At 59.8% G+C, this 18,556-nt stretch carries 16 protein-coding genes; 10 read left to right on the top strand and 6 right to left on the bottom strand.

What is annotated here, in order from left to right; translation table 11 throughout:
* Positions 1 to 576 precede the first annotated feature (576 nt).
* Positions 577 to 2,643 (top strand): arabinofuranosidase catalytic domain-containing protein, encoded by a 2,067-nt coding sequence (locus tag P3T24_RS30415; RefSeq protein WP_429440351.1) that lies wholly within the window; start codon positions 577 to 579, stop codon positions 2,641 to 2,643.
* Positions 2,644 to 2,713: 70 nt separating this feature from the next.
* Here the strand turns inward: P3T24_RS30415 and P3T24_RS30410 are convergent, their stop codons facing one another.
* Genes P3T24_RS30410 through P3T24_RS30400 form a run of 3 tightly spaced genes read right to left on the bottom strand, consistent with a single transcriptional unit; the run spans position 2,714 to position 6,670 of the window.
* Entirely contained in the window at positions 2,714 to 4,954 is a 2,241-nt protein-coding gene (locus P3T24_RS30410; protein ID WP_429440349.1) for a xanthine dehydrogenase family protein molybdopterin-binding subunit, read from the bottom strand.
* Between the two features lie 26 nt (positions 4,955 to 4,980).
* Positions 4,981 to 5,988, bottom strand: a complete 1,008-nt coding sequence (locus P3T24_RS30405) for an FAD binding domain-containing protein (RefSeq protein ID WP_429440347.1) — start codon at positions 5,986 to 5,988, stop codon at positions 4,981 to 4,983.
* A 13-nt stretch (positions 5,989 to 6,001) separates the two neighbouring features.
* Complete coding sequence (locus tag P3T24_RS30400; RefSeq protein ID WP_074267353.1) at positions 6,002 to 6,670, bottom strand: (2Fe-2S)-binding protein; 669 nt, start codon at positions 6,668 to 6,670, stop codon at positions 6,002 to 6,004.
* 433 nt (positions 6,671 to 7,103) lie between these two features.
* On the opposite strand from P3T24_RS30400, the gene P3T24_RS30395 reads away from it, so the two are divergent.
* The 5 genes from P3T24_RS30395 (at position 7,104) to P3T24_RS30375 (ending at position 11,740) form a co-directional block, all read left to right on the top strand.
* Entirely contained in the window at positions 7,104 to 8,450 is a 1,347-nt protein-coding gene (locus P3T24_RS30395; protein WP_429440411.1) for a sensor histidine kinase, read from the top strand.
* A 176-nt stretch (positions 8,451 to 8,626) separates the two neighbouring features.
* Positions 8,627 to 9,541, top strand: a complete 915-nt coding sequence (locus P3T24_RS30390) for a dioxygenase (RefSeq protein ID WP_429440345.1) — start codon at positions 8,627 to 8,629, stop codon at positions 9,539 to 9,541.
* Between the two features lie 13 nt (positions 9,542 to 9,554).
* Entirely contained in the window at positions 9,555 to 10,304 is a 750-nt protein-coding gene (locus P3T24_RS30385) for an SDR family NAD(P)-dependent oxidoreductase (protein ID WP_429410512.1), read from the top strand.
* An 18-nt stretch (positions 10,305 to 10,322) separates the two neighbouring features.
* Positions 10,323 to 11,204, top strand: a complete 882-nt coding sequence (locus P3T24_RS30380; RefSeq protein WP_429440343.1) for a 3-keto-5-aminohexanoate cleavage protein — start codon at positions 10,323 to 10,325, stop codon at positions 11,202 to 11,204.
* The gene (locus P3T24_RS30375; RefSeq protein ID WP_429440341.1) at positions 11,201 to 11,740 is read left to right on the top strand and encodes a gamma carbonic anhydrase family protein; all 540 of its coding nucleotides are present in this window, start codon (positions 11,201 to 11,203) and stop codon (positions 11,738 to 11,740) included. The genes P3T24_RS30380 and P3T24_RS30375 overlap by 4 nt, the downstream gene beginning before the upstream one ends.
* A gap of 72 nt (positions 11,741 to 11,812) precedes the next feature.
* On the opposite strand, the gene P3T24_RS30370 is transcribed toward P3T24_RS30375, so the two are convergent.
* Positions 11,813 to 13,000 (bottom strand): MFS transporter, encoded by a 1,188-nt coding sequence (locus tag P3T24_RS30370; RefSeq protein WP_429440339.1) that lies wholly within the window; start codon positions 12,998 to 13,000, stop codon positions 11,813 to 11,815.
* 243 nt (positions 13,001 to 13,243) lie between these two features.
* Here P3T24_RS30370 and P3T24_RS30365 point away from each other — a divergent pair, with 243 nt between their 5' ends.
* The 4 genes from P3T24_RS30365 to P3T24_RS30350 all read left to right on the top strand — a co-directional run bounded on the left by P3T24_RS30365 (position 13,244) and on the right by P3T24_RS30350 (position 16,585).
* A complete protein-coding gene (locus P3T24_RS30365; RefSeq protein ID WP_429288889.1) occupies positions 13,244 to 13,591 on the top strand; it encodes a cupin domain-containing protein in 348 nt (115 codons plus the stop codon).
* Positions 13,592 to 13,725: 134 nt separating this feature from the next.
* A complete protein-coding gene (locus tag P3T24_RS30360) occupies positions 13,726 to 14,505 on the top strand; it encodes an acetoacetate decarboxylase (protein ID WP_074267361.1) in 780 nt (259 codons plus the stop codon).
* 32 nt (positions 14,506 to 14,537) lie between these two features.
* On the top strand, positions 14,538 to 15,320 hold the full coding sequence (locus tag P3T24_RS30355) for a 3-hydroxybutyrate dehydrogenase (RefSeq protein WP_429440337.1): 783 nt from the start codon (positions 14,538 to 14,540) through the stop codon (positions 15,318 to 15,320).
* A gap of 11 nt (positions 15,321 to 15,331) precedes the next feature.
* Positions 15,332 to 16,585, top strand: coding sequence for a DUF3734 domain-containing protein (locus P3T24_RS30350; RefSeq protein ID WP_429440336.1), 1,254 nt, complete (start codon positions 15,332 to 15,334; stop codon positions 16,583 to 16,585).
* A gap of 47 nt (positions 16,586 to 16,632) precedes the next feature.
* Here the strand turns inward: P3T24_RS30350 and P3T24_RS30345 are convergent, their stop codons facing one another.
* Both P3T24_RS30345 and P3T24_RS30340 read right to left on the bottom strand, forming a co-directional pair.
* The gene (locus P3T24_RS30345) at positions 16,633 to 18,069 is read right to left on the bottom strand and encodes an MFS transporter (protein WP_429440409.1); all 1,437 of its coding nucleotides are present in this window, start codon (positions 18,067 to 18,069) and stop codon (positions 16,633 to 16,635) included.
* A 99-nt stretch (positions 18,070 to 18,168) separates the two neighbouring features.
* A complete protein-coding gene (locus tag P3T24_RS30340; protein WP_429440334.1) occupies positions 18,169 to 18,555 on the bottom strand; it encodes a VOC family protein in 387 nt (128 codons plus the stop codon).
* Position 18,556: the final 1 nt, after the last annotated feature.

The following is an 18,556-nucleotide window of genomic DNA, read 5'->3' as shown; positions in this document are numbered from 1 at the left end:
AGATCTGGGCGCTGAGGCGCAGCCACTGGACTTCTTTCTCCGTGTAAGGGATTGTACTTAGACGTCAAATCGATATTATTGACTAATATTATTACTCGACGCGGCTGCCTGACAGCCACGCTGCATTGGATGCTGCCCCGCTGGGGCGGACAACCGCTGCAATGACAACGGAGACAAGCATGGTGAGTCACGGAGTGTTTCAACGGACGCTGGTGATGCTGCCTGCTGGCGTTTTGCGCTAGCCGCCGGCCCAGTGAGACACGATGAAGCCAATGCTGCCCCAACCCACCGCGGTGCCCGGATCTCACAGCACCCGCAAACCCACGCTGATCAAATTACAAACTGGATTGCTTCCAGCCAACGTGCGCGAACTCGTGCCCGACGGCTGAGCTGGATTGCCGGATAGAGCGTGGCCGGGACGGCGCGGTGCGCCGGTTGGCAGCGCATTGTCTAACCCTTTCGAAAGACTGACGGTTCCGCATGGCAGTTGCTTGATCAGTGACGTTTCTGAGTACATCAATCCGTACAACTAAATTGTTGAGTTAAATCCAAAGCTTGGTCTTCCAGGAGGAGGTCATGATGTCCAGAGGAGTTGGGTTACTTTCCGTTCTGTTAGCGATGACAGTCGCGCTTGCCGCATGCGACGGCGGCAGTAGCGGCACATCTGCATCTCAGGCTGTAGCGGCCGCAAGTTCGTCGCCAACGCAAGCCGCCGCCCAGGCCGCGGCGCAGACGAGCGCCAATACGTCATCGGAAGAAGCGTCAACGGCGAACCCCCTGCCGTGTGATACCGCAGCCGAGGCCAACACACCGTGCTCCGCGGCTCATAGCGTGACACGGCTGCTGACAAAGCACTACTCGGGGCCGCTGTTCCAGATTCAGCGGGCGTCCGACAATACAACGCTGAACGTCTATCCCTATACGTCGGGCAACTTGCCCAATGGCTCCGACCGATCGTTGGTCGGCTCGGCGAATGTGAAAAGCGCAGACTCGTTCTGCAACGGGACAACCTGCTCCGTCACGTACATCTACGATCAGATCGACCTGGTTTCACCTCTGAAGGGAGGCGCGTTCGGAAACGTGACGGGGACGCTGACACTCAACTCGGATGGAACAGAGTCACTGACCATTCCGAGCACCAGCGCAGCGGCGAGTACCAGTACCGCTGCGAAGAAGTCGACGACCGTTCCGGTGCTGAACGGCTTTGCGACGATCACGCTTCCGGGAACCAGTGGCACGCTGACTGTGCAACTGTTGCAGCCGCCTACTGCGTTGACCACGGCGGCGCCGACCGAACAGGTATCGATTGGTAACGATCTGCCGGCGCTACCCGGCACGCCCGCACAACTCGGCTTCGTGCCGCTGCAAGGCGCCGAGGTTCCAGCGCTGGGTACGTTGGCGGGACAGGCATATCGCAACCGGTTCGGCACGGTGAACCAGTCGATCGGCGACTCGGAGATTGCCGAATACATGGTCGCGGGGGCGCACTATAGCCAGTCCTCGACCTGCTGCGGCACTTACGGGAACATGGAAAGCAGCGCCAATCCGAGCACGTATGCGCACGGAGAAATTGAGGGCGAAATGTTTGCGCTGGCGTTCTCGAACGGTAATGCCGCGGTGTTTGGCTATTGCGACGGTGATTCGGCCCAACCGTCCACTGTAAAAGACCCTGTGTGCAACGCACTCGATACCAACTGGCCGGGCGTCGATGCAGAAGCTGGCGTCTACCTCTATGGTCCGCAGCAGCCTGCGAAGGAGAAATTTGTCACCGTACTCTCCAAATATTCACCCGTGACGGCGTCCAATATCTTCGTTGTCAAGGGCGGTTCCGCTTCACAGAGCGTACTCACTCCAGTCTACGATGCGGCGCCTCCCGAAGCGCTTAACTTTGAGAGCGATGCGGGCCATGCCTTCAACGGGCAATGGCAAGGCGGCCTCTCGCTTGGCGAAGGCGGTGACGGTAGCGCTGCGCCTATCCAGTTCTTCGAAGGCGCGGTGATTACCAAGGCAACCTCCAACACAACCGACAACGCAATTCAGGCCAGCATTGCTAGCTTCTATGGTCCGCCTGCCAACAAGACCACGGCAGCCTGCTATGCGAACAACCTGATCGATTCGCCGTTGAGTCTCGCAACGCCGGATGTTTGGGCGCAACAGAATGGCGGCACCGCAGAGCCTGCAACGGATGTGTCGGGAGTGGACAAAGGAGCCGCGACGGTTATCAGCACAAACGGCTCGTCGGTGTCGAACGTCCGCGAGATCATCAGGGTTCAGGGCGGACAATCGTATAGTTTCAGCGACTATGTGCTTGCGACTACTAACGCAACGGTCTTTCCTGGAGGCTCGATTCAGACCGACGACCCGAGCGGCACCGAATTCGCATGGGTTCTCAATACGAATACGGGTGCTGTAGTGCGCGGGACGTGGGGCGCGGGGCAGGCTACGTCGGTCTCCGCAGTGAAAGAGGGGAACTGGTGGAAAGTAACAATGACGCTCACCGCTCCCGCGGGATCGAACAATGCGCAAGTGTTTATTGATCCGCCTACGTCTAGCGCGGCTGGCGTTCGCACACAGCAAACGCCGTATCTGAGCGCGACGCATTATTGCCCGAGCCTGGCTATCGCCAACAACTCGACCATGTAGGCGAGAATTTCGCTTATTTTTTGCCTGGACTCCGGCCCTTGAAGGGCCGGAGTCTTTTGGCGGTGACCGCTTACGCAGAGACCTGAGCCGTTAGCAGATCCTCGATTCGAACCGGAAGATTGCGCACCCGTACACCGGTTGCGTGATACACGGCGCTGGTAATGGCAGGTGCAATGCCTGCCAAACCAATTTCGCCGATACCCCGTGCGCCGAGCGGATTCAACGCAAGGTCCGGATAGTCGAGGAACGTCACGTCGATTTTCGGCGCATCGGCATGCGTGGTCATCACATAGTCGGCGAGGTTGCGGTTGATCGGTGCTCCGCTGCGCTTGTCGTAGTGCGTCTCTTCGAACAGCGCCATGCCGACGCCCATTACCACGGCGCCTTCAATCTGGTTGCGGGCAGTGCGCGCGTTGATGATCTTGCCGCCGTCGATCAGGCTCACTACGCGGTTGACTCGCAATCGAGCCGTTTCGGGCTGCCAGGTGACCTCGATGAAGTGAGCGCAATACGAGTGGATCGAAATTTTCGCCGCGTCGGGATCGTCCGCGCTTGAACCGGAGCGGCCCCGGCCGACTACCATATTGACCTGCGCAGGCGCGAGGATTCGCTCGAACGGCACGCCCGCGCCGGGTGAGGTGCCCTTACGGTAGATCATGCCGTGGTCGAACGCGAGCTCCGTCACCGGTTGGCCGTTGAACGGCGAATTATCTGCCTGGGACGCCGCGATCAGGAGCTGTTGGATCGCGGCCTGTGCGGCTTGCGTCACCGCTGGAATTAGCGATGCGGTCACCATCGAGCCACCAGACAGCGGTCCGGGTGGCAAACGTGTATCGCCGAGTGCCACGGAGACGCGCTCGAGCGGGACGCCAGTCAGGTTGGACACCATCTGGCCCAGCACGGTGTACGTCCCCGTACCGATGTCCTGGGTCGCGGTCGACACGCGTGCCGTCCCATCGGCGTGAAGCTCGACGAGGATCTCCGTCGGGAGGCGCCGTGCGGCCCACGAGCCGGCCGCCATACCCCAGCCCAACACGAGGCCGTCGCGGCGCATGGAACCCACCGCAGGCGTGCGTTGTGCCCAGCCGAATTTCTCGGCGCCGAGCGTGATGCACTCCTTGAGATGCCGCGATGAAAACGGCACTTTCAGGCCTTCGTCGATCTCGGGCTCGTTGACGAGGCGCAAGCGAACAGGATCGAGATTGAGCTTGATCGCGAGCTCGTCCACAGCCGACTCGATGGCGAACAGTCCTGGAACGGCGCCGGGGCCTCGCATCGACGTGCTCGGTGCAATGTCGCGGCGCGAATAGGCGGCGGTTGCGCGCAGGTTAGGCGAGCTGTACAGATAGCCTGTGGTCTCGCCGCAGTTCTCCTTGCGCATTTCCTTGCGCGCGGTCTGATAGACGTAGTCCTGCTGGAACGAGGTGAAGCGTCCGTCGGGTGTCGCCGAGAGGCGCATGCGTTGTTGCGTGCTGGTACGGTGACCGACGTTGTGGAACATCATCTCGCGAGTCACCACCAGCTTCACGGGTCGCATCAGATTGCGCGCCGCGGCGCCGGCGAGCAATGAGTGCGACCACGGGAACAGCTTGCCGCCAAATCCGGAGCCCAGGTACTTCATGATCACGCGCACCTGGTCCTGCGACACACCGAGCATCTGCGCCATGACGAGGCGCTGGTTGACGATGGATTGCGACGTTTCGTAGAACGTGTAGTTCGTTCCATCGAATACGGCTACCGTTGCATGCAATTCGATGGGGTTGTGCGTTTCAACGGGCGTCGTGTACGTCTCGTCCAGCTTCTGCGTCTCTGGAGCTGCTGCGAACGCTGCATCCGGGTCACCGCGGTGCGTATCGACGCTCGGCGTCTGGTCCGCCGACATTTCCACGCGGACATCGGGTTGGCTCGACGAATACGCCACCGTCACCGCGCGCGATGCTGCGCTTGCCTGCTCGAATGTATCGGCCACCACCACGCCGATGTACTGGCCATAGTAGTAAATGTTGTCGTCTTCGAAAGGAGGGCGCTTTTCGTCGATACGGGTGTCCACCGCAAAACCGACGCGATAGAACTTGCCGATGTTCTCGCGCGTGAATACCGCGCGAACGCCCGGCATGCCTGCGGCCGCGGCGGTGTCCAGACGCGTGATGCGCCCTTTAGCGATCGTCGCGCAAACAGGCACGGCGTAAAGCGTCCCGGGCAGATTGACATCCGAAGTATAGGTGGCGGTGCCGCTGACTTTTAGCGGACCGTCGATTCGAGTGAAGTCGCCGCCGATAATCGGCTGCGCTTTAGTGCTAGCTAATGGCATATTCTCTCCGCGTCGCCGACGTTGCGTCAGGCAGTCTGTGTGGCAAGTGTGAGTGCGTGCTGGATGCAGCGCTTTGCGAGTTCGACTTTGAAGCCGTTTTGGCTTTGTACGCGCGCCGATTGCAGCGCTGCTTCACTCGCAGCACGAAAAGCCGTGGCGTCCGGCGCTTGTCCAAGCAATTGCGCTTCAGCTTCTCTTGAGCGCCAAGGCCTGACGCCTACGCCGCCTAACGCAATACGGATATGATCGATCTTGCCCGCTGAAACCTTGATGACGACCGCTGCCGACGCCAATGCGAATTCATACGACGCGCGGTCGCGCAGCTTGAGATAGACCATGCGATTGCCAGGCACCGGCGCCGGAAGCGTCACATGAGTAATGAGTTCACCCGGTTTAAGCGAGGTTTCACGCTCGGGCGTGCTCCCCGGCAACAGAAAGAAATCGTCGATAGCAATATCACGCTTGCCCTGCGCGCCTTCGACGTGAATCGTAGCCTCGAGTGCGGTCATCGCTACGTTCATGTCCGAGGGGTTCGTCGCAATGCAGTGCTCGCTGGTTCCTAGAATGGCCAGGTTCCGGTTGAACCCGTCGATCGCCGAGCAGCCGGTGCCGGGTTCACGCTTGTTGCAGGGTGTTGCGGTGTCGCGAAAGTAAACACAACGTGTGCGTTGCAGCAGGTTGCCGCCGGTCGTCGCCATGTTACGCAATTGCGCGGATGCGCCGGATAGCAACGCTTGCGACAGAACCGGATAATGGCTTTTGATTAGCGGATGATTGGCGAGATCCGAATTGCGGACCGTTGCGCCTATCGTGACGCCACCGCCGTCGATGGCCTCGATCTGATCGAGTGGCAAGCGATGGATGTCGATCACCTGAGCAGGACGTTCGACGTCGAGCTTCATAAGATCGAGCAGCGTCGTGCCTCCCGCAAGGAAACGAATCGGGGCGCCGTTGGCCTGGCCGTTAGCGGCAGGATTTGCGGAGTCGATCGCCTGGCTGACATTGGCGACGCGTTTAAGCTGAAAGGATTCCATGAGCGCGCTCCGCTTAAACTCTGCGACGAATCTGCTGGATCGCGGCCACGATGTTCGTATAGGCGCCACAGCGGCAGATATTCCCGCTCATGGCCTCCTTCACATCGTCGTCGCTATGACCGTATGGCTCCTTGAGAAGCGCGACGGCGGACATGATCTGCCCGGACGTACAGTACCCGCACTGGAACCCGTCATGTTCGAGGAAAGCCGCTTGCATCGGGTGCAGTGCTCCGGGCTTGCCAAGACCCTCAATGGTCGTGATCGCCTCGTCCTCGTGGGTGACGGCAAGGCTGAGGCATGAATTTACACGCCGCCCATCCACATGGACCGTACACGCACCGCATTGGCCATGGTCACAGCCCTTCTTGGTGCCGGTCAGGTGCAGATGCTCGCGCAGGCAGTCGAGCAGGGTCGTGCGGGAATCGATATCCAGATCGTAGTTTGTGCCGTTGACGTTCAGGCGGACGTGCATGTTGGCACCATCTGCCGACACGTTCGATGCTGGCGGTGCTTCCTCGATGGTGGGATCGGCCTCCGCGAGGGCCACCGAATGAAGTTGACCGGCGCCGATTGCGACCCCGGCAGCGCCCACGCGTGTCAGGAACGATCGACGCGTAGGGCGTTCAAGCACCGTCGCAGGATCGTCTGTGGTGGCGTCCGGTTTCTGGGGATCTTTACTCATGAGTCTGATTCTCCGCTGAACCACGGATGGATGGGATGCGCATGCCGCTTTATCGGCCGGCACTCTTTAGGCTCATCATACAAAAATGGAGTGACGCGAAAATGGCGGCGAACTGACGGCTAGATGAGCACTGCGATTTGAGCCCCTATTTTGTGGTCCTTTCGACGGTGCTTGCGGACCTGAAGCGATTGGATAGAGGAGGATTATTGTCGGCCGGATAACAGTGTCTACGCAGACCGCCAGTTAAATTTTCTTTAATCAAGCGGTCAGGCAGCGGTTCGGGCAGCGAGCCTAGTCTGCAAGCTGTTCGCTGCAGAGCAGGATTCCGAAAAATGTGTTTTCCTGTTGACCGTCGATCGTCCATCCGAAGCCAACGCAAGTGAAATCCCCCTTTGAGACCGAACCTGCGGAGCGGCGGCCCCGCTGGACCACGATGACCTCGCGGCTATTGTTCGTCTATACGATCACCTTTCTGTTTTCAATGCTGTTGCTGCTGGTCTTCGTGGAGCACGCAGTGACCGGGCAGATGGAGCACGAAGTCGACGTGGTGATGGATTGGCAACTGATCTATTTCGATTCGACGCCCGACAACATGCTTCCCGATGCGATCCAGGATCGCCTCGAAAATTCGCACATGCACGCCAACTACTACGGGTTATTTACATCCGATGGCAGGCACATTGCGGGTGACGTCATGGCGTTTCCCCCGCAGTTGACCGTCGACAGGGATGGCGTGACGCTGGCGCGCACGTTGTCTGTCACGGACAGGCGCCCGGTGCCCATGGTGCGTGCGATGGCGGAGCGGCGCAAGAACGGCGACATATTGCTGGTCAGCCGCGATGTCACGAACATCTTTCACATCCGTAAGGCGATCATCAGGGCATTTTCGATGGGCGGCACGTTTTGCCTGGCCGCTGGCATTGCTTTGGGGCTTGCCATGAGTGTGCGGCAGATGAGACGTGTGAGGGCGATTCGTCGCGTCACGCTGCGAATTTCGCAAGGCGATCTGAACCAGCGTCTGCCAACAGGCGGCCGCGATGAAATCGACATGCTGTCGCATCTTGTGAATCACATGCTCGATGAAGTCGAGCGGCTTATAGGCGAGATGAAGGGGGCGTGCGATAGCATTGCCCACGATCTTCGCACCCCGCTTGCGCACGTCATTGTGCTGCTCGGTAGCATGGCGCATCGGGCCGGAGGCCTGAAAGACCAGCCAATGCTGGACCTGATTGCGCGTGCCCGATCCGATACCGACCGCTTGCTGCAGCGCTTCCGGGCAATCCTGCGGATCTCGGAGATCGGCGCGCTGAAACGCCGCGAGGGATTTGCCGATGTGGAGATGGAAACACTCGTGCGGGAAGTCGGGGAGCTTTATGAGCCGTTGGCCGAAAGCCGGTCGGTTCAATTCGTCATGCACGTGGAGCCGATTCCCGGGATCCATGGGGACCGCAATCTGCTGTTCGAGGCGCTGAGCAACCTGGTGGATAACGCCATCAAGTTCACGCCGGAGGGCGGCACCGTCAAGGTGGAACTGAGAAAAACACCGGCCGGCCCACAGGTCACCGTTGCCGACACAGGACCTGGTATTTCGGCCGCTGAACATGATCTGGTGCTGCAGCGCTTCTACCGGAGCAAAAGCACGGAGCATCATGCTGGCTCTGGCATCGGTCTAAGCATCGTGTCGGCGGTGCTGCGCGTGCACGACTTTACGATGAGGTTGGCGAACGCGGATCCGGGCGTCCGCGTGATCATTGATTGCTGGTCGCGCTCCCTCGGGTGAGGGTGCCAGCAGCGCAGAAACGCTCAAGTGGCAGAAACTCGAAAGCGGTTGTCCGCCGCGCATCTCCCGAGTGGCTAGCATCCAGACATGGCCTCACGAAACTCATTGAAACCAATTTCAGGCGCTTCATCAGCGCCGTCGTGAGGCGAGTCCGGTGAGCCTATAAGGAGACTCGTATGACCGATTTATCGCATCTGGACAGTATCGTGGACGATGCTGATTCGATTACGGACGTGGTGCTTGCCGCAATGAGCCGGACCGACGACGCCCGGCTCAAGCAGATCGTCGACGCGCTAGTACGTCACGCCCACGCGTTCTTCCGGGAAGTCAGGTTGACGGACCAGGAGTTCGAGAAGGGCATTGAATTTGTCAAAGCGATTGGCCAGGCCACCGTGGACGATCACAACGAGGTTGTGTTGTGCTCGGACGTGCTGGGCTTTTCAACATTGGTCACGCTGCTCAATACGATTGACAAGACCGACCGGACACCCGGCGCGCTGCTCGGCCCGTTCTATCGCGGCAATTCACCTGAATACCGCAATGGCGACTGCATCGTCGACGATGGCTCGCCCGGTGCGCCGTTGTTCGTGCGTGGTCGCGTAGTCGATCGGGCAAACCGGCCAGTCGCGAATGCCATGGTCGACGTGTGGCAGGCGTCGCCGGTGGGTCTGTACGAAAACCAGGACCCGGAGCAGCCCGATATGAATCTCCGTGGCCGCTTCAGAACGGATGCCGACGGTTACTTCCGCTTTCGCTCCGTCAGGCCCGCGGGCTATCCGATCCCTACGCACGGTCCGGTTGGCGTGCTGCTCGACAAGCAGCACCGCCATCCGTATCGCCCGGCTCATATTCACTTCGTTGTTATTGCTGAGGGCTACGAAACCCTGGTGAGCCAGGTCTTTGCAGACGATTCGGAATACCTGGGATCGGACGTCGTGTTCGGCGTTATTCGCTCATTGGTCGGCACATTCGAACTGCACGAAGACGGCAACGCCCCTGACGTGGATGTGAGCGGACCGTATTACACACTCGGGTACGAATTTGTGCTGGCCGAAGGGACGCCGACGTACCCGACGCCCCCCATCAAATAAAGCGGAGATTACAGTGTCCAACGATCTCGAAGGAAAAGTGGCAGTCATTCTTGGCGGCACGGGTGGTATTGGTGCCGCTACGGCAAACCGGCTCGCCAATGCGGGTGCTACCGTTGTCGTCACCAGCCAGTCCGGCGTTGCCAAGGCACAGCGTGTGGTCGATTCACTGCCGGGCAGCGGCCACCTGGCAGCGGTGACGTCGATTGCCGATAGCGCGTCGCTCGCAGACCTCGCCAACTGCGTCAAGTCGCAACTGGGGCGGGCCGACATTCTGGTGAATACGGCTGGGTTCACCAGACCAATCAAACACGCGGACCTCGACGCGTTGACCGACGAACTGATCGACGAAATCATGAAGGTGAACTGGCGCGCGCAGTTCGCGGCAATTCGCGCCTTTCGCACGCTGCTCGACGAGTCGGGTGATGGTCTCGTGGTGAACGTATCGTCGATTTCCGGCACTACCGGTGTGGGCAGCAACATTGCCTACTGTGCGGCGAAGGCCGGCCTCGATGTGATGGCCGCATCGCTGGGGCGCGCGCTTGCGCCGCGCATCCGCGTTCTGAATGTTTCTCCGGGCGTCGTGGATACGAGCTTTGTGCCTGGACGTGGCTCGGACTTTAACGACAAGGTGGCCGCGACGACACCTCTCGGTCGCATTGGCACTCCTGAAGATATCGCCGCGGCAATCGAAGCGTGTGCGACCCACCTGAAATTCAGCACTGGCGTCGCGATTGTGGTCGATGGTGGCCGTCGTCTGAACTGAGCTTAAGCGAGACTTATCATGCATGCACGTAAAACCATCATCACCTGTGCGGTGACAGGTAACCTGACAAAGCCGGAGCAGCATCCTGGCCTGCCCATCACGCCGCATCAGATCGCTATGTCGGCACTGGAAGCAGCACAGGCCGGCGCTGCCGTCGTTCACATTCATGTGCGCGATCCGCAAACCGGCCGGCCCTCGATGGAAATCGAGCTGTACCGGCAGGTGATCGAACTCATCCGTGCCGTCGATCACGAGCTGATCATCAATCTGACCACCGGTCCCGGCGGGCGCTTTATTCCGAGCGACCACGATCCCAAGGTAGCGGCACCTGGAACGACGTTGTTGCCGCCTGAAAAGCGGGTCGAGCATATTGCCGCATTGAAGCCAGATATCTGCAGCCTGGATCTGAATACGATGAACTCAGGTGGCGACGTCGTGATCAACACGCCGAAGAACGTGCGGCGCATGGCTAGTGTGATACGCGAAGCGGGCGTCAAGCCGGAGCTTGAAATCTTTGATTCCGGTGACCTGCACCTCGCGCTCGATCTGATCAAGGAAGGTGTACTCGACGGGCCGGGACTCTGGACGTTCGTCATGGGCGTGAAGTACGGCTTCGCGGCAACGCCGGAGACGCTGTTCTATGCACGCAACTTTCTCCCGCAAGGCGCGGCCTGGTCGGCTTTCGGCATTGGCCGCACGGAGTTCCCCATTGTCGCGCAGGCGTGGCTGGCCGGCGGGCATGTGCGTGTCGGCCTCGAAGACAACATCTACATCTCCAAAGGGGTGCTGGCCGAAACCAACGCGGTGCTGGTGGCTCGTGCACGGGATATCGTCCTGTCGCTCGGTGGAGAGATTGCGACGCCACGGGAGGCGCGCGAACAACTGGGCCTGGTGAAATGAGCGAGCATCAGGACGCCCGACAGTTCGGGACACCCACCGTGCACAAAACGGCATTCGTTGCGCGTGGTACATCGATCATTGGCGACGTGCAGATTGGCGAGCAAGCGTCGATCTGGTTCAACTGCGTATTACGCGGGGACGTGCAGCGCATTGTGATCGGTGCGCGAACGAATATTCAGGACGGTTCGATTCTGCACGGCACGACCAATGGCTCGCCGACTCTGGTCGGCAGCCAGGTCACCGTGGGACATGGCGCAATCCTGCATGCGTGCACCATCGAGGATCTGGCGTTCGTGGGGTTCGGTGCGCGCGTGCTAGACAACGCAATCGTACGTGCCGGCGGCATGCTGGCGGCGGGTGCGGTGCTGACGCCGGGGAAGGTGGTTGGGTCGGGAGAGTTATGGGCCGGCAATCCTGCCAAACTCTTGCGTCCACTCACAGAACAGGAACTCGCCGGGATGACCACATCGGCAGACCGCTATGTGGCGCTTGCGGAGCGGTACATGTTCTCCAAGCCGGTCGTGCTGCATTTCTAACAAGACGTTTGCGCGGTTGGCCGAAGCTTCTCGGGCTTACCGCGCCAATGCACCAAAGATATCCAGTTATCCTCAGCTACTGGCAAGTACTCTACCTTCCCGATGGGCCGCGATCGCCATGCCCAGCCCGAGCACAGCCGCAAGTCCGCCGATCAGAAACACGACAGAATAGCCATAGTGATCGGCGAACAGCCCTGCGATGGGACCTGTCGCACCGTAAGCCAGATCCTGAAACGCGGCAAAGCCGCCGAGCGCGGTGCCGCGCAGTTGAGGTGGCACGCGTTTGACCACTTCCGAGCCCATCGACGGAAACACCATCGAACAGCCGAGCCCGGTCAGCAACGCGCCGACCAGTGCCAGTGAAGGGCCGGGCGCGATCCACAAGAGATATTGTCCGCACGCTTCGACCATCAGCGACACGATGGCCACCGGGGTACCGCCGATACGATCCGGCAAGTGTCCGCAAACGAGCCGCACGAGCACGAAGCCGACACCGAAACAGGTCAGTCCAAAACCGGCCAACGGCCAACCCCGGCTCGAGAAGTACAGCGAGATGAAGGCGCCGAGTCCCGCGAAGCCCACGCCTTGCAGTCCCACCGCCGCGCCGGGCCGCCAGATGCGGGCAAGGATGCGCCAGAACGATTCGCGCTTACCGGTAGGCGACCGCACTTCCGGGACGGTGTGAACCATCCACCAACCCAGCAGCGGAACGACGGTGCAGGCGAGCATCAGACCTGCAAATCCGCTGTAGCGAAGCAGCAAAAGACCAACTGGGCCGCCTGCGGCGAATGCTCCGTACATCCCGGCGCCGACGAGTGCGATGACTTTGCCCGAGCGGTGGGTGCCCATGAGGCCGACACCCCAACTGATCATGCCGACCAGTACCTGACTTTCGCCGAGACCGAGGAGCAGACGCCCGACGATCAGCAATCCGTAGCTGGCGGGCGGGGGCAGTACCGCCCACGCGGATACGAGGCAAATCAGGCTGGCCAGTGAATACAGCTTGAGTCCGCGCAGCATGCAGATCTTGCTGCTAACCTGGTCGGCGAGATTGCCGGCATGGTTGCGCGTGAGAATTGTCGAGAGGAATGCGATACCTACGGCCAGTCCTCCCAGCGCGTTGCCAAGGTGCAGTTGATGGGTCACGTAAACGGGAATGGCCGGCAGCGCCATCGCGACGGCCAGGTAGGAGAGGAACAGCGCCGCAGTCAGACGTACAAGATGGCGCTGGGCGGTATCGTCGCCGGGTGTTTCGCTCATGGGTATCAATCTCGAAGAGTGCAGTTCGCCGCAGAGCTTAGCGTTAATTCCGAAGACCGTTCAGACAGATGTTTTCGAGTTCCGGTCATTCTGCGTACTTCAGGTTTTTCCGTAGCAGCGAAAACTGTCTGCACAGGGTTGGCCGAAAAGCGAAAGTAATTGGCATTCCGGCTGCTATGCGGCGACTACCATTCACTTCAACGCAACGAATGAAGTCATCACCCACGGAGCCTTGCTTAAGCCATGAACGTGACGCGATTTAATGAAGCCCCCGAGTACTTTCCTGCGCAGCACCATCAGATGCGTTGCGTGAGACTGCAGGGCCATGAGGCCGGCCCTTCCGAAGCATTGTGGATGGGTGTGTCGACGATAGAGCCCGGAGGCCACACCTCGCTTGCAGCGTCGCCGCTGGAAAAGCACTACCTGGTGCTGCAAGGCCAGGTGGTGGTTAGTACCGGAGACGATGAAACGACGCTCTATAAACACGACTCGTGTCGCCTCGCGCCCGGTGAATCGCGTGCGTTGAGAAACGATTCCGCGCAGGCAGCGATGATTTTACTGGCTATGCCACTGCCGCGTTCGACACCGTGATGTGTGAGGCGGTTCCAGTTCCAGCGTTGCAGTTTGGTTAACGGTCTATTGATAAATGGTGGCTCGTTCGGCGTGAGGATTGCCCCTACCATTTCACGCGGCGCTGCTTGCGCCCCAGTCATAAAAGGAATGTCATGAATCTCGCTTCCATCCGCAAAGATGCCTTTGCGATGCCCGTTCATAATCCCGCCTATCCGCGGCCGCCGTATCGATTCATCAATCGGGAATACTTCATCATTTCGTATGAGACCGATTTTGATGCATTGCGCGCCATTGTGCCGGAGCCGCTGCATCCGGAAAACGATCTTGTGCATTACGAATTTATTCGCATGCCGGACTCATCCGGCTTTGGCGACTACACCGAAAGCGGTCAGGTGATCTCGGTACGCGACCAGCAAGGGCGTCTCGGCAACTACACGCACTCGATGTACCTGGATGATGAAGGCCCGATCGCGGGTGGCCGCGAAATCTGGGGTTTTCCGAAGAAACTGGCCAGGCCCACTCTGAGTGTCGACGGCAACGACACGCTGCTCGGCACGCTCGACTACGGAACACAGCGTATCGCAACCGGCACGATGGGTTTCAAGCACACAGCGCTCGATATCGAGGCCGAGCGCAAGAAGCTGGCGGACACACCGAACTATCTGTTGAAAGTGATTCCGCATGTCGACGGTTCAGCGCGCGTGTGCGAACTCGTGCGTTTCTTTCTGCGCGACGTGAGCGTGCTCGGCGCGTGGTCGGGGCCGGCAGCGCTCGAACTGCATCCGCATGCGTTGGCGCCCGTCGCCGACCTGCCGGTGAAGCGCATCGTCGGGGCTCGGCACGTGATCGCCAATCTGACACTGGATATCGGCGAGGTTGCGTTCGATTATCTGGCCTCGACCGAGACCGTGAAACTCGCGGTCAATCAATAACGCTCCATGAACCTGCAGGAAAGGAGAGCAACATGTCTTTGACGAATAAAGTCGCGCTGGTGACCGGTGCGGCAAGCGGTATCGGTGAGCAGTGCGCACGCAAACTCGCCAGTCTCGGCGCGGCAGTGGTGATTGCCGACCTGAATCTCGAGAACGCGCAGAAGGTGGCGAGCAGCATCGCCGCTGCGGGCGGAAAGGCGCTCGCCGTTGCGATGGATGTCACCAGCGAAGAAGCGGTGAATAGCGGCATTGAGCGCGCGGTGAAGGAACTCGGCAGCATCGATGTGCTCGTCTCGAACGCGGGTATCCAGATCGTCGCCCCCATTGAGGAGTATGCGTTTTCCGACTGGAAGAAGATGCTGGCAATCCATCTGGACGGCGCTTTTCTCACCACGAAAGCGGCGATCAAACACATGTACGCAAGCGGCAAGGGCGGCTCGATCGTTTACATGGGATCGGTGCACTCGCACGAGGCGTCGAAGCTGAAGGCCCCCTATGTGACCGCCAAGCATGGATTGCTAGGGCTGGCGCGGGTGGTTGCGAAAGAAGGTGGTCCGCGCGGTGTGCGCGCGAATGTCGTGTGCCCGGGTTTTGTACGCACGCCGCTTGTCGACAAGCAGATTCCCGAGCAGGCCAAGGCGCTCGGCATCTCCGAAGCCGAAGTCGTGAAGAACGTGATGCTTAGGGAAACTGTCGACGGTGAGTTCACCACGGTCGAGGACGTGGCCAATACGGTGGCGTTCCTTGCCGGCTTCGAATCGAATGCGCTCACCGGACAGTCGGTGATCGTCAGCCACGGTTGGGCAATGCAATAAAGGGGTAACGTATGCGCAGCAGTACGAAAAAGAACAACCGGCAGCCAGATGCGTTCGTGCTGCCGCGCTACGACGAAATTGCTCTGGTGCTTCAGGGTGGCGGTGCGCTTGGCTCGTATCAGGCCGGCGTCTTCGAAGGTCTGGTCGAGGCCGGCGTGCAACCGAACTGGATTGCAGGCGTCTCGATCGGTGCGTTGAACACCGCAATCATTGCCGGCAATGCGCCGGAGAAGCGGGTGGAAGCGTTGCACGAGTTCTGGAACTCGATCTGCCACCCGCTTGACTGGGTAGGCGGTCTGGGCGCCTGGATACCGACCGTGTTCGGCATGCATGATCAGTCGCGCAAGTGGGCCGGCCTGTGGGCAGCAGGACGCGCCTTGACGGAAGGTCAGCCGGGATTTTTCTCGCCACGCAGACCGTTGCCGATGGCCGGCTTCGGCAAGCAGACGTCCAACCTGGTGAGCTACTACGATACGTCTGCGTTAAGGGAAACGCTCCTGCAGTTCGCCGATTTCGATCGCATCAACGACGGCGACATCCGCGTGTCGGTCGGCGCGGTGAATGTACGAAACGGCAACCTGGTGTATTTCGATAACACGAAAATGCGTCTGGAACCGGAGCATTTCATGGCGTCGGGCGCATTGCCGCCTGGCTTTCCTGCGGTGGAGATCGACGGCGAGTACTACTGGGACGGCGGCCTCGTGTCCAACACGCCGCTTACCGAGGTGTTGCGCGATGCGGATCACAAGGATGCATTGGTGTTTCAGGTGGATCTGTGGAGCGCGCGCGGTAATCCTCCGGGCGACTTCCTCGACGTGTCCGAACGCGCCAAAGACATTCAATACTCGAGCCGCACACGGGCGATCACCAACATGCTGGCGGATCGTCAGAAGCACGCGCGTTTCATCAAGGAACTGCTTGCGCATGTTCCTCCTGAAGTGCTGAAGTCCGATCCGCTATTCCGTCGCGCGGAAGAAGCCGCTGACGGCAGCGCGATCAATGTCGTGCATCTCATCTACAAGAACAAACCTTATGAGGGGCATTACAAGGACTACGAGTTCAGCCTCGACACGATGAACGAGCATTGGGAGAGCGGTCTTGAGGATATCCGTGACTCGTTCGCCCATCGGGAGTGGTTCGATGTGCCGAGCAGAGAACAGGGCTTCGTGACACATGACGTGCATCGGCGCGCCGACGCCGTGCCGCAGTCTGACCGTAACATGCCTGAATTGCCGCTTGGAGCGGAGCGAAAGGTCGCTGTGTAGACGATTTGCGCCGCTATTGCCTCTGTAGGGATAGCGGCGTCGGTCTGCTAAACGGGATTGATTTCATCCTGGCTACGCCGCGTGGTGCGAGGCCCCAGCGTACGTATGGTGATCGCTACGGTCAGCAACGCCGCCGCGATGATGCCGAACATGGCCCCTGCGCCTTGCTGGTTCAATACCGGCAGCAGGATGAACGGCAAGACGCCGCTGACGAAGCGTGACAGCGAGTAAGTGCTGCCGATCGCAGTGGACCGCACACTGGCCGGAAATATCTCCGACTGATATACGTGGTACGCATTGCTGAATACATTCGATGCGCACGTTGTCAAAAAGCCGAAGCACACGATCAACATTGAGTTGTTCGAATAGGCAAAACATAACCCGAAGACTGCGATCGAGAGGATAGACGCGACTACCAGCGTCCGGCGTTCGATCCAGTTGAGAAGCGGAATCGAAAGCAGAGACCCCACGGGATAGCCGAGGAACGACAGCGCGATAAACAACGTCCCGCCTGTGATGTCGTAACCGCGGCTTTTCACCACGGTGCTGGCCAGAGTGCCGAAGCCGTAGTAGCCGAACCCTTGCAGCATATGGAAGATGGTCAGCATCACATAACGCTTGCCGTAAGGCGCCTGGCGCAGTAAAGCAATACGTTCGCTCAAGCGCATTGGGTGCTGGTGCGGTTTCGCTTCCGGCGTAATGCTCGACACGTTAACACCTGCGCTGCCGGCAAACCTTTGCAGCATGGCGTGCGCCTCTTGCACGCGTCCCTGGGCCAGAAGCCAGCGCGGGCTTTCCGGAAGCTTGTGCTGAACGAACAGGACCAATACGGCACCGAAGCTCCCAATCGCGAGGATGATCCGCCAGCCCGCCACACCGCCAAGGTGCAGCGGATTGAGCCACACTGCAAGGAATCCCACTAACGGTACAGCCACATACGAAGTGGTGTAGGCCCATGCAGCCAGCCGGCCGCGGCGTTCTTTGGGCAGAATCTCGGAGAGGAAGCTATCTGCAACGGGATAGATCGCGCCCACGCCAATGCCGGTAAGCACGCGGCAGGCTACCAGCATTCCGGCGTTCACCGAGAATGCACCGGCCAGCGAAAAGAAGCTATACCAGACGAGGGTGAACAGAAACGCCTTGCGCCTGCCGATACGGTCGGCGATGCTGCCGAGGAGAAATGAGCCCACGAACATGCCAATGAAGGCTGAGGCGAGCAGGAACTTGAAGTCGGTGCTGTGCGGATTGATTCCGTACTCGCTCTGAAGCGCGGTGCCGATCGAGCTGACGAGAAAGATCTCGTACATGTCGAAGAAGAGGCCAATGCCGATCACCCACACCACGAATCGATGCAGCGAGCCTACAGGCATGTTGTCCATCCAGCCGCCGACCGTGAAGGCGTCGGCGGACTGAGGGGCTGCACTTGCTGCTATGCCTGCTTCGGAGGATGGAAAGGCAGGTTGGGCACCTGTAGTGGCGCCCATGCCCGGATTGTTGGCATTCATGGTGTCTCCTTGATTTGTAGGTTGTGGTGTCTTGCCGCCCACGGTTCTTATGCCGGGTGCGGAGCTGGGCATTACCAATCAGCTCAGGAGTTCTGAAATCTCGATCAGGTTGAGATCAGGATCTCGCACGTACACCGAACGAATTTTTTGCGTAGCGCCCGTTCGCTCGACCGGACCTTCGACGATCGGCCATTCCACCTCGTTCAGATGCCGGATAACGTCGTCAAGGGGAACGGTGGCGATGAAGCACAGGTCCAGCGCGCCAGGCACGGGCACGTGCGCCTTGGGTTCGAATTCGGCGCCACGGACGTGGAGATTGATTTTCTGGTTGCCGAACCGGAACGCCAGACGGCCTGCGCCGAAGGTTTCGAGTTCCATCTGCATGACCTGCGTGTAGAAATGCCGGGTCGCTTCGGGGTCGACACATGTCAGGACGAGATGATCGAGGTGATCGATCAATGGCATA

The sequence above is a fragment of the Paraburkholderia sp. GAS33 genome, from assembly GCF_050436645.1.
GTDB classification, from domain to species: Bacteria; Pseudomonadota; Gammaproteobacteria; order Burkholderiales; family Burkholderiaceae; genus Paraburkholderia; species Paraburkholderia phenazinium_B.
Note: the sequence above shows the minus strand (reverse complement) of the source record. Positions and strands in the feature narration are given on the sequence as shown.